Below are 9,631 nucleotides of genomic sequence, written 5' to 3'. Positions count from 1 at the left end.
TCAAAGTAGTCGGGGTGGTGGTGTTACCGGCTGCATCCTGCATGCTGGCAATCACATTGCTGGCGGCTACTTGAGTACCTGCACCGTTGGGTTGGGTGTAGAACTTGCCGTCGGTGTGTTTATACACTTTGCTCCCATCGGCCTTGGTGTATACCACCGGGGTTTGGGCGTTCTGCACCACGGTCTGAGCATCCAAAGCGTAGGTGTAGGTTTGATTACCATTGGTGCCATCCACTTCCTGTTTCACAGTCAAACCGTTACCTGCGGCAAAGGTGACTTTCTGGCCGGGTTTAACGGTAGTGGCGGTGGCAGTAGTACCGCTAGCCAGCCTGCCGCCGGCTGTGGCTTGGAAGCCGCTGTTGTTGATGGCATTGGCAATATCGCCGGCAGTAGCCAGTTTGTTGGCATCTGCAGGAATCGGGGCAATTACTTTGCCGGCCGGGTTGCCGTTGTTACCATCGCCTACTTTCAACGGAGTAGTGGCTACGGCTTGAGTAGTAATCTGATTTGCCACAGCCTTCAGTTGAGCAACGTTCACTGCATCAGAATCTGCCGTACCTGCGGCCACATTAATGATTTGGCGGGTACCATTCTGCGTACCTACTGATACTGCACCCAACTCACCTTTTACTGTAGCTTTAATATTATTTTGATCAACATTGGAAGCCGACGCTAATGCATAAACCTGATTATTCGCCACAGTCGGCGCAGCATTAGCCTGAACCTGAGTTGCATCGATAGCAGCTCGAGTGGCCTGAGAGGTATAACCTAAGGCAACTGAACCAGCTGCAACAGTAGAACTATCTGCACCAATCGCTACGCTATTATTACCCGCAGTATTAGCACTGGAACCAATAGAGATACTATTTTCTTGAGAAGCGACTGCAGCCGCACCAATAGCCGTAGAAGCCTTGCCACTAGAACGTGCATTAGAACCAATGGCTACTGATTGTTCCTCTTCCGCACGACTAGCCCCCAGGGTAACCGCTTCTCGACCTGCTGCATATGCGGAATTACCAATTGCAACCGCTCCCTCGGAGTTTGATTGGCCAACAACAGATTTTTCCGCAACTTTAGCGCTACCAACGGCAACAGAACTAGCACCGGCCGCTTTAGCGTTAATCCCTGCTGCCAAGGCTTTGTTGCCGGTTGCACCGTCATTATTATAGTTATTGTCAGTATTTACACCGTTTACATGGTAGAAGTGAATACCATTACCACCGGCAGCTGTAATTTGTTCTTGTAAACCTTTAGCTACATGGAACAACTGGCTACCGTTAATGGCATCCGTGCTAGCCGCAGTAATAGCGCCTGGCGCAACGTGTTTGATTTGGCGTTCGAAACCGGCCGAACCAACGGAAACTTGGTCCCCGGAAACCACTTTGCCGCTGCCGGCAAACGGGCTAGTCCCACCACCGTAGGTGATTGCACCAATTGTGGCTGATGGTACATCAGTAGCGTTTGTTGCAGTTGTACTACCTGCACCCAGAGCCACAGCATTAGTCTTATCGGCAGTCGCCCCCACACCGAATGCAACAGAGTAATCACCCGTAGCATGGGATTTCGTACCTATTGCCGTTGCCAAATCTGCTGCGTTGGCAGAAACGCCCACCGCAACGCCAGCCTGGCCGGTAGTTGTGTTGATATAACGATTACCAGCCGTCGTAAAATTAACCAAATTTTGACCTGTTAAGGCTCGATATTTCTGCGCCACCGGCGTATCGTTATACGCATCATTATCCGCAGTTGGAGAAGTCAGGCGATACACCGTGGAAGCGACCGAATCCAAATCGTCGCCACCAATTGCTACCGAAGAATCTCCTTTTGCATGGGCATTCGCACCAAGTGCCACAGCTTGATCACCTGTTGCCTGAGCATCATGACCCAAAGCAATGGACTGTACTCTAGCAGCATAAGACTTAGAACCAATCGCAATTGTTTCCAAACCACCTGAGTTTGATTTGGTACCAATCGCTATATTACGCGCCGCCTTAGCACCAGGACTAGTACGGAGTAATATCCGTGGGTCAGTCGCTGAGATCGGGTCAGTTGCTGTTGAGGCATCGTATCCCACCGCAATGGATTCATCCCCAGTAGCCGTAGCATTCCAACCGGCAGCTATAGAAGTTTCGCCTGTAGCTTTAGCACCACCATTCCCCGCAGTACTATTACTTGGGCTAATAGCAATGGTCCATTGAGCAGAACCATTCTCAATGCGAGCATTATCTGCCATTGCGGTCTGCGACATAAAGGCAGCTGCAACAGAAGCAGAAATCGCCAATACTTTCTTATTCAGAACAATGCCGTCCACTACAGCAGCAACCATGCTGCTGCGCCCAGACTTGCCATGCGCCTTGGCTGTTTCTTGCACAGCCACCCAAGTATTGGTATGTTCATTCCATACAATACGGTAAACTTTGTTCATATACTCAGCTCCCTAACTTTCAAAAAAAATCAAAAAAATAGCGGAATAGAGCCCATAGGTTGATTTACATCAATCTCACTACCTACTTCTTCCTACGCTTGCCAAATCACACAAAACTTAAATTATTCTTGCAGAGCGAATTTATTTTATTCAAATAAATTCAATAGACTATATATTCTAAAACCTGCTGGCAAATTGAGGTTGGATGATACGGCTAATTAACGCATCCTCCTAGTCGCTTATCGATTGGTTGTATTTTATTACAAAAGTTTACAACTATTTTGCAACACATCTTCCTGAACAAGCCATACCAGCTGCGCCTCTCACCCAATCTCAAACAATAAAAATACTTTTAGTATTTTCTTATATACAATCACTTAACAATTCAGGCTACCTGAAAATCAAATTATAGAACACTCCCACATTCTGTCATCTAAGTGAAATTCCAGCTTCTATTGAGTAGCCTCACTAGGTAAATTGCAAGCTATTCCCAGTTTAATTTACCCAGTATGGACTACCAGCAATATCCGTTCTTAAACCCTCTACTACACGAAATAAAAAATCAATCAAAATATCGCATTACCCTACCTCCCTAGCTTTCAGGTAGCCTTTATCACCCTATGTTGCAAAAGTTCCATCACGGCACCACACAAACCTACACACAGGATGCTGCATAATCTGGCGAATACAATCCAATACAACTGAATAAGCCATAAAAAAAAGCTTACTTGTCATTAGACAAGCAAGCTTTTTAAGCCATCAATGCCAGAAACCAATTTTCAGCACCCGCTTTTACAAATCCCTCTCTTTAAAACGGCTGCTGCAATTCACTTAAACTGATACCCAAAGCTTGGGCATATTTGGCCAAAGTTTTTTCAGGTAGCCTCTCAAACATGGCAGGTTGCAAATGTCGGCGCAGTTGCCAGCGCCACACACCGGCGGCCATGGCCAGGCTGGCTTCATCATGACGGCTGCGGAACATGTGGTAATACAAAGTGGAACGTTCGCCGCGCGCTACAGCCTGTTTGGCAGCTTCGGTCTGCTCCTCCAACTCGGCTACAGCCTGCACGGTGGCGTAGGATTCATCTTGCCAGCCGGTGCTGGTGGCGGCTTGGTAGCGGCCATTGTGCGTGCCGTAGATAATTTTTTGATGCCCCCGATAACTGGGGCTGTCGTCTTGCGGAATGTCGTTGATATCCATGCCGAATAGTTCCAAACAAGCAGAATTTGGTTTTTCAGGTAGCCTCAGGCATACACCGCTTCCAACAGCATAAAACAAGTGGAAAAGCGGCCGCTTTCGGGAATGTAGCACAGGATTTTCTGGCCGTTTTGAATGTCCGCACGGCGCATAAACTCTTCCAAAATAATGTAAATCGCCGCCGAGCCGGTATTGCCTTTATAGTGCAGGTTGGTAAACCATTTTTCTTCGGCAATCGGCAGCCCCGCTGCAGCAAGGCCGTCGGCCAGTTTGCTGCGGAAGAAACCGGAAGAATAATGCGGTAAAAACCAATCAATCTCGTCGGCTTGCAGGCCATATTTAGCAATCAAGCGGCGCAGCGGCTTTTCCACTGTATAGGCCACGATATTTTCGTTCAGCAGCTTCACATCCTGCTTCACCGCCATCAGGCTGCGCTTGGCGCACTCATCGGCATCAACATCTTTCCAACTCAGCCATTCCCCGCCCTGCCCCACTTCGCCGCCAGCATACATGCACACCGGCATCTCGTTGGCATACGACAGCAAATCAATCCAATGGATTTTAAAATTCAACTGCCCGGCCAGCGGCTCACTGCCCAGCTGCACCGCACCGGCACCGTCCGACAGCATCCAGCGCAAAAAATCCTTTTCAAACGCAATTTCCGGCTTGGCATCCTGCAGGCGCAAGTTGTCGGTTTCGCAGCGGAAACGCTCGCCGCGCAATACCGCCGAAGCCGTTTCCGAAGCTGCCGCCACCGCTTCGCGGCATTCGCCGGTGCGCACTGCGCGCTCAGCCTGTTTCATTGCCGCCATCCCCGCCACACACACGCCCGCCGTGCTCACCACCTCGCAAGGTGGAATCTGCGGCAGCAACCCATGCACCATCACCGCATGGCCGGGCAGAATCTGATCGGGATAAGACGTGCCGCAGGCAAGGCTGCCGATTTCGTCCGCACGCAAGCCCTGCTCCAGCAAACCGCGCACCGCCAGCGCAGCCAGCTCCGTGTTGCTATGAGTGGCGCGGCGGGTGTGCGGGTCGATGGCGTAATAGCGGGAAGTAATGGCGTTGGAGCGCAAAATCATCTTGCGCACCCGAGAAGGTGTATCCCCTGCTATACCAAGCACGGCTTCCATCTGTTCATTGCCCACCGGTAAGTTGGGCAGAAACGCAGCAGCGCGTTTGATATAAACATCTGATGGCTTATGCAATTCCGGCTCCCCCTTCAATATTATTGTGATGTGTGCGGGCATTTTCAGGTAACCTGCAGCGGCCTATAGCAAAGGCTACCTGAAACTTATAGCAGCTAACGCAGAACAGCCTGAAACGCTAAACATTTCAGGCTGTTGTATTATTTGGTGCCCAGGGTCGGACTCGAACCGACACACCTTGCGGCGGGGGATTTTGAGTCCCCTGCGTCTACCAATTTCGCCACCTGGGCAGGTGATGAAGAAACGGCATTATAGGCATTTTTCCACGTTTGTAAAGTTTTTTACCTGCATATCTGCCGTTTTGCCGTTTAAAACCGTGTTTTCAATGGCAATAAAACCACAGCCCTGCTCCACCCTATTGCCTTTTGGCTGGCCAACACCCTATTTCGTAGGGAGGTGAAGCTCTCGTTTGTGTGTATTATAGCGGATTGGCTTTGAATCAGGACAAATTAACAAGCCGCAGAATACAGCCAGCATGGTACAACCAACCAATGCGCTACTGGTTTAAAGTGAATCTGCTATATATAATCGCCGCATGCGCACAACAATCCTCCTTTCCGCAGCCCTCCTGCTATTGACCGGCTGCCCCTCCGAACCGCCTGCCGCGCCCGAAGCATCGGCATCTGCGGCTTCCGCCGCCTCTGCCGTTACCAGCCAATTTCACGGCACAGACATCAGCCAAGACCCCATCGGCGGCGACTTCACCCTCACCAGCCACAACGGCCGCCCCGTTTCCTTAAGCGATTTTCGCGGCAAAATAGTGGTGCTCGTGTTCGGCTACACTCACTGCCCAGATGTGTGCCCCACGCACCTGCTCACCTATACCCAGGCCATTGCCCAGTTGCCGCCCGAGCAAGCTGAAGCGGTGCAACTCTTGTTCGTTTCCATCGACCCCGCGCGCGACCGCCCCGAGCTCTTGGCGCGCTATGTGCCCGCCTTCAATCCCAGCTTTATCGGGCTCACCAGCGCCGATGGCAGCGAAGCTGAAACCCAAGCCGTGATGAAGCTCTACGGCGCCACCGCCGTAAAACAGCCGCCGCAACCCAATGGCTTTTATAGCGTAGACCACAGCAGCGCCACCTTTCTCATCAACCGCCAAGGCCGCCCCGTGGTGATGGAAGCCTTCGGCCAAACCGCCACCCAACTGGCAGAAGACCTCAAAACCCTGTTAAACCAACAGCCTTAACACCAAAGGCTACCTGAAAGCCGATTTTCAGGTAGCCCCAATCAAGAAACCAAACACCATGCAGAAAAATGACCAACAAGCCCGCCTCGCCGTCCTCATCGACGCCGACAACGCCCCCGCCGACATCATCGACCGCCTGCTCGAAGAAATCGCCAAATACGGCATCGCCAGCGTGAAACGCATTTATGGCGACTGGAGCCACGGCCTCTCCAAATGGAAAGCCGCCCTCCTGCCGCACGCCATCATTCCCGTGCAGCAATTTGCCTACACCAAAGGCAAAAACGCCACCGATATGGCCTTAGTAATTGACGCGATGGACTTGCTCTACAGCGGCAATTTCGATGGCTTCTGCATCGTATCCAGCGATTCCGACTTCACCCGCCTCGCCAGCCGCCTGCGCGAAAGCGGGCTCACCGTATACGGCTTCGGCGAAAAGAAAACCCCCACCGCCTTCCGCAAAGCCTGCGACAAATTCATCTACACCGAAATCTTCCTGCCCGAAAAACAACGCGCCCACAAGGAGCGCGGCAACGGAAAAAACCCCTCCCCCGCCGCCGAAGAAAACAACAATCCCCCTGACGCCCTGCCCCTGCTCAAACGCGCCGTGCGCGAAAACGCCGACGACCTCGGCTGGGCCAACCTCGGCCCCATCGGCAGCTACATCAATAACACCAACCCCGACTTCGACTCCCGCCTCTACGGCTACGGCAAACTCTCCGACCTCATCAAATCCTTCGACATCTTCGAACACCGCACCGACAACAACCAACTCCAAGTGCGCCGCAAAACCGAATCCCGCCCAGAAAGGCTACCTGAAAGCCAAACCGAGCAACGCGAGGCCCGCCAAAGCCAAAATGAGCGAAACGAAGCCCGTACCAACCAAAATGAGCAACGCTCCCAAAACGACCAGCCTGCCGAAGGCAAACCCGGCAAACGCAAACCTCAGTCCGCCAAAGCCGAAAGCAACGCCGCACCCAAAGCTGCCAAACCCTCCTTCACCAAACTCATCCCCGCCGTGCAGCAGGCCATCCAAGCCACCGCCGATCCCGACGGCTGGGCGCGGCTGGGTGACGTAGTCAAACAACTTCCCGCCGCCATCGACCCCATCCAATACGGCTGCGCCAACTGCCGCGACCTCATCCACTCCATCTACAGCGACTGGGTGGAAATCAAAAAAGCCGGGCGCGGCGAACGCATCCGTATCAACAAAGCCTTTATCGTGAAAAACGAACAAGCCTAACCAAACCAAAGGCTACCTGAAACAAACCCGCTTGTTACCAAGCAACTCCGTTTTCAGGTAGCCTCATAAAGAAACCGTATCATGCTGTTATTTATCGACAACTACGACTCCTTCACCTACAACATCGTCCAATACTTCGCCGAACTCGGCCAGGAAATCAGCGTACGCCGCAACGACGACATCACGCTGGATGAAATTGCCGAACTCCGGCCTCAATACCTCGTGATCGGCCCCGGCCCCTGCTCGCCCAAAGAAGCCGGCATTTCCGTGCCGGCCCTGCGCCGCTTTGCCGGGCAGATTCCCATTTTGGGCGTGTGCCTCGGCCACCAAGCCATCGGCGAAGCCTTTGGTGGCCGCATCGTGCGTGCGCAAGAGCTGATGCACGGCAAAGTATCGCCCGTGCACCACACCGACAGCGGCGTATTTTCCGGCCTGCCCAACCCCGTAAACTGCACCCGCTATCACAGCCTTGCCATCGAACGCGCCAGCCTGCCCGAATGCCTCGACATCACCGCCTGGACGGCAGACGGCGAAATCATGGGCGTGCGCCATAAACAACACGCCGTGGAAGGCGTACAATTCCACCCCGAAGCCCTGCTTACCGAACACGGCCACGATATGCTGGCCAATTTCCTCAAAGAGCACGCTGCCCGTACGTAGCCAGTGAGCCGAACTTTCGTTCCCGCGTCGGCTCGCCTCGTTGCAACAATAAAGGCTACCTGAAACCCAAAATTCAAACCTCAAATAAATAAGGAGAACACCATGAGCCTGAAAGCCCGCCTCACCGAAGACATGAAAACCGCCATGCGCGCCAAAGACACGCTCGCCCTATCCACCATCCGCCTGGCCAACGCCGAAATCAAACGCTACGAAGTGGACGAGCGCACCGAAGCCGACGATACCAAAATCACCGCCATGCTCAGCAAAATGATTAAGCAGCGCAAAGAAAGCGCCGCCATCTACCACGAAGCCGGCCGCCAAGACCTGGCCGACAAAGAGCTGGCCGAAGTAGCCATCCTCCAGCGCTACCTGCCCGAAATGCTGTCCGAAGCCGAAATCCAAAGCGCCGTGGCCGAAGCCATCGCCCAAACCGGTGCATCCGGCATGGCCGATATGGGCAAAGCCATGGGCGTGCTGAAAAAACGCCTTGCCGGCCAGGCCGACATGAGCGATGTGAGCCGCCTGCTCAAATCCGCCTTGCAGAAATAGCATCCCAGAGGCTACCTGAACATGCCGACAGCCTTCAGGTAGCCTTTCTTTTCCCCGTAAAGGCTACCTGAAACGCAGTACTGCATATTCACCCCATCACGCCATGGCCAAGAAAAAGAAAACCCTGCCCAAAGATTTCACCGAGCTGCTAGCCGCCAACGACTTAAACACCCTCAAAGCCGCGCTTAGCCAATGCGAGCCCAATGCCTACGATCGCTATGCATTTAACAAACCCGCCCTCTCCTTCTACGACATTCCCGTGGAGCTGATGGCCTGGCTGATGGAACAAGGTGCCGACATCAATGTAAAAGACGAATACGGCCGCACCCCGCTCCACTATCACGCCCAAGTGAACAACACAGCGCAGCTCGCCTTCTTGTTGGCACAAGGTGCAGACATTCACGCCCAAGACACCTACGGCAACACCCCGCTGCATTTTGCCGAATATCATGCCGATGCCGCCCGCCTGTTAATCGAACACGGTGCCGACATCAAAGCCAAAGGCGACAGTAGGCACGACGTGGTGGAACGCATGCTCAGCCGACTGAGCAGCGGCGAAATCGCCCGTGCCGCCCAAGCCGCCGCAGTGTATTTGCAGGCGGGCTACCAGCCCACCAAGCTGGCTAAAAAGCAGGTTGTCCGTATCGGCGAAGATTTCGAATTCCACCGCGCTGGCTTCAACCCCGAATTCCTAGCCGAAACCGAAGCCGGCCTGCAACAGCTCTACCGCCTGTTTGCCGTGCCGCCCGTGCCCAAACGCATCCAACACGACGGCCAATCCCCCATCGTGCTCGCTGGCGATACCTGGGAGCAACGCTACGAACAAGCTTGGGTGCTGCTCGTACCTGGCAGCGGCCAGGCCGGCACCATGCAGGGCGAAGCCGTACGCATCGCGGGCAAGATCAACGACGAACTCCTGCGCAACGCCATGGGCAACTGGGATAAGGAATACCGCAAAATGCTCACCGCCCTTGGCGGCTATTTGCAACAAGGCAACGCCCTGTCGGCAAGCCAACTGGCCGAAGTAGCCCACATCTCCAAACACATGTTGGAAGACGACGGCACCGGCAGCAGCCGTCTGTGCGAGCTGGCCACCCTTTGGGTGTGCCGCAACCCCGAGCCGATTGCCTTGGAAAAAACCACATACCGATATTAACTACCCCCT

At 53.6% G+C, this 9,631-nt stretch carries 8 protein-coding genes and 1 tRNA gene; 5 read left to right on the top strand and 4 right to left on the bottom strand.

Going from position 1 to position 9,631, the window contains the following annotated elements; translation table 11 throughout:
• The 4 genes from ACO6EE_RS05335 to ACO6EE_RS05320 form a co-directional block, all read right to left on the bottom strand.
• Window positions 1–2,425, bottom strand: a 2,425-nt coding sequence (locus tag ACO6EE_RS05335; RefSeq protein ID WP_485959772.1) for an ESPR domain-containing protein, incomplete at its 3' end; no start/stop codon positions are given.
• A gap of 808 nt (window positions 2,426–3,233) precedes the next feature.
• Entirely contained in the window at window positions 3,234–3,626 is a 393-nt protein-coding gene (locus tag ACO6EE_RS05330; protein WP_485959770.1) for a DarG family dialkylresorcinol biosynthesis protein, read from the bottom strand.
• A 44-nt stretch (window positions 3,627–3,670) separates the two neighbouring features.
• Window positions 3,671–4,873 (bottom strand): beta-ketoacyl-ACP synthase III, encoded by a 1,203-nt coding sequence (locus ACO6EE_RS05325; protein WP_485959768.1) that lies wholly within the window; start codon window positions 4,871–4,873, stop codon window positions 3,671–3,673.
• A 103-nt stretch (window positions 4,874–4,976) separates the two neighbouring features.
• A tRNA-Leu gene (locus tag ACO6EE_RS05320) sits at window positions 4,977–5,061 on the bottom strand.
• 305 nt (window positions 5,062–5,366) lie between these two features.
• Here ACO6EE_RS05320 and ACO6EE_RS05315 point away from each other — a divergent pair.
• The 5 genes from ACO6EE_RS05315 (at window position 5,367) to ACO6EE_RS05295 (ending at window position 9,622) form a co-directional block, all read left to right on the top strand.
• A complete protein-coding gene (locus tag ACO6EE_RS05315) occupies window positions 5,367–6,017 on the top strand; it encodes an SCO family protein (RefSeq protein ID WP_485959766.1) in 651 nt (216 codons plus the stop codon).
• A gap of 58 nt (window positions 6,018–6,075) precedes the next feature.
• Window positions 6,076–7,257 carry an NYN domain-containing protein gene (locus ACO6EE_RS05310; protein ID WP_485959764.1) on the top strand — a complete coding sequence of 394 codons (1,182 nt, stop codon included), beginning with the start codon at window positions 6,076–6,078 and terminating at the stop codon, window positions 7,255–7,257.
• A gap of 81 nt (window positions 7,258–7,338) precedes the next feature.
• Window positions 7,339–7,917, top strand: a complete 579-nt coding sequence (locus tag ACO6EE_RS05305; protein ID WP_485959763.1) for an aminodeoxychorismate/anthranilate synthase component II — start codon at window positions 7,339–7,341, stop codon at window positions 7,915–7,917.
• 102 nt (window positions 7,918–8,019) lie between these two features.
• Complete coding sequence (locus tag ACO6EE_RS05300) at window positions 8,020–8,466, top strand: GatB/YqeY domain-containing protein (protein ID WP_485959761.1); 447 nt, start codon at window positions 8,020–8,022, stop codon at window positions 8,464–8,466.
• A gap of 103 nt (window positions 8,467–8,569) precedes the next feature.
• On the top strand, window positions 8,570–9,622 hold the full coding sequence (locus tag ACO6EE_RS05295; protein WP_485959759.1) for an ankyrin repeat domain-containing protein: 1,053 nt from the start codon (window positions 8,570–8,572) through the stop codon (window positions 9,620–9,622).
• Window positions 9,623–9,631 lie beyond the last annotated feature (9 nt).

It is taken from the genome of Eikenella sp., from assembly GCF_057315495.1.
This window is presented reverse-complemented; position numbering and strand designations above follow the sequence as displayed.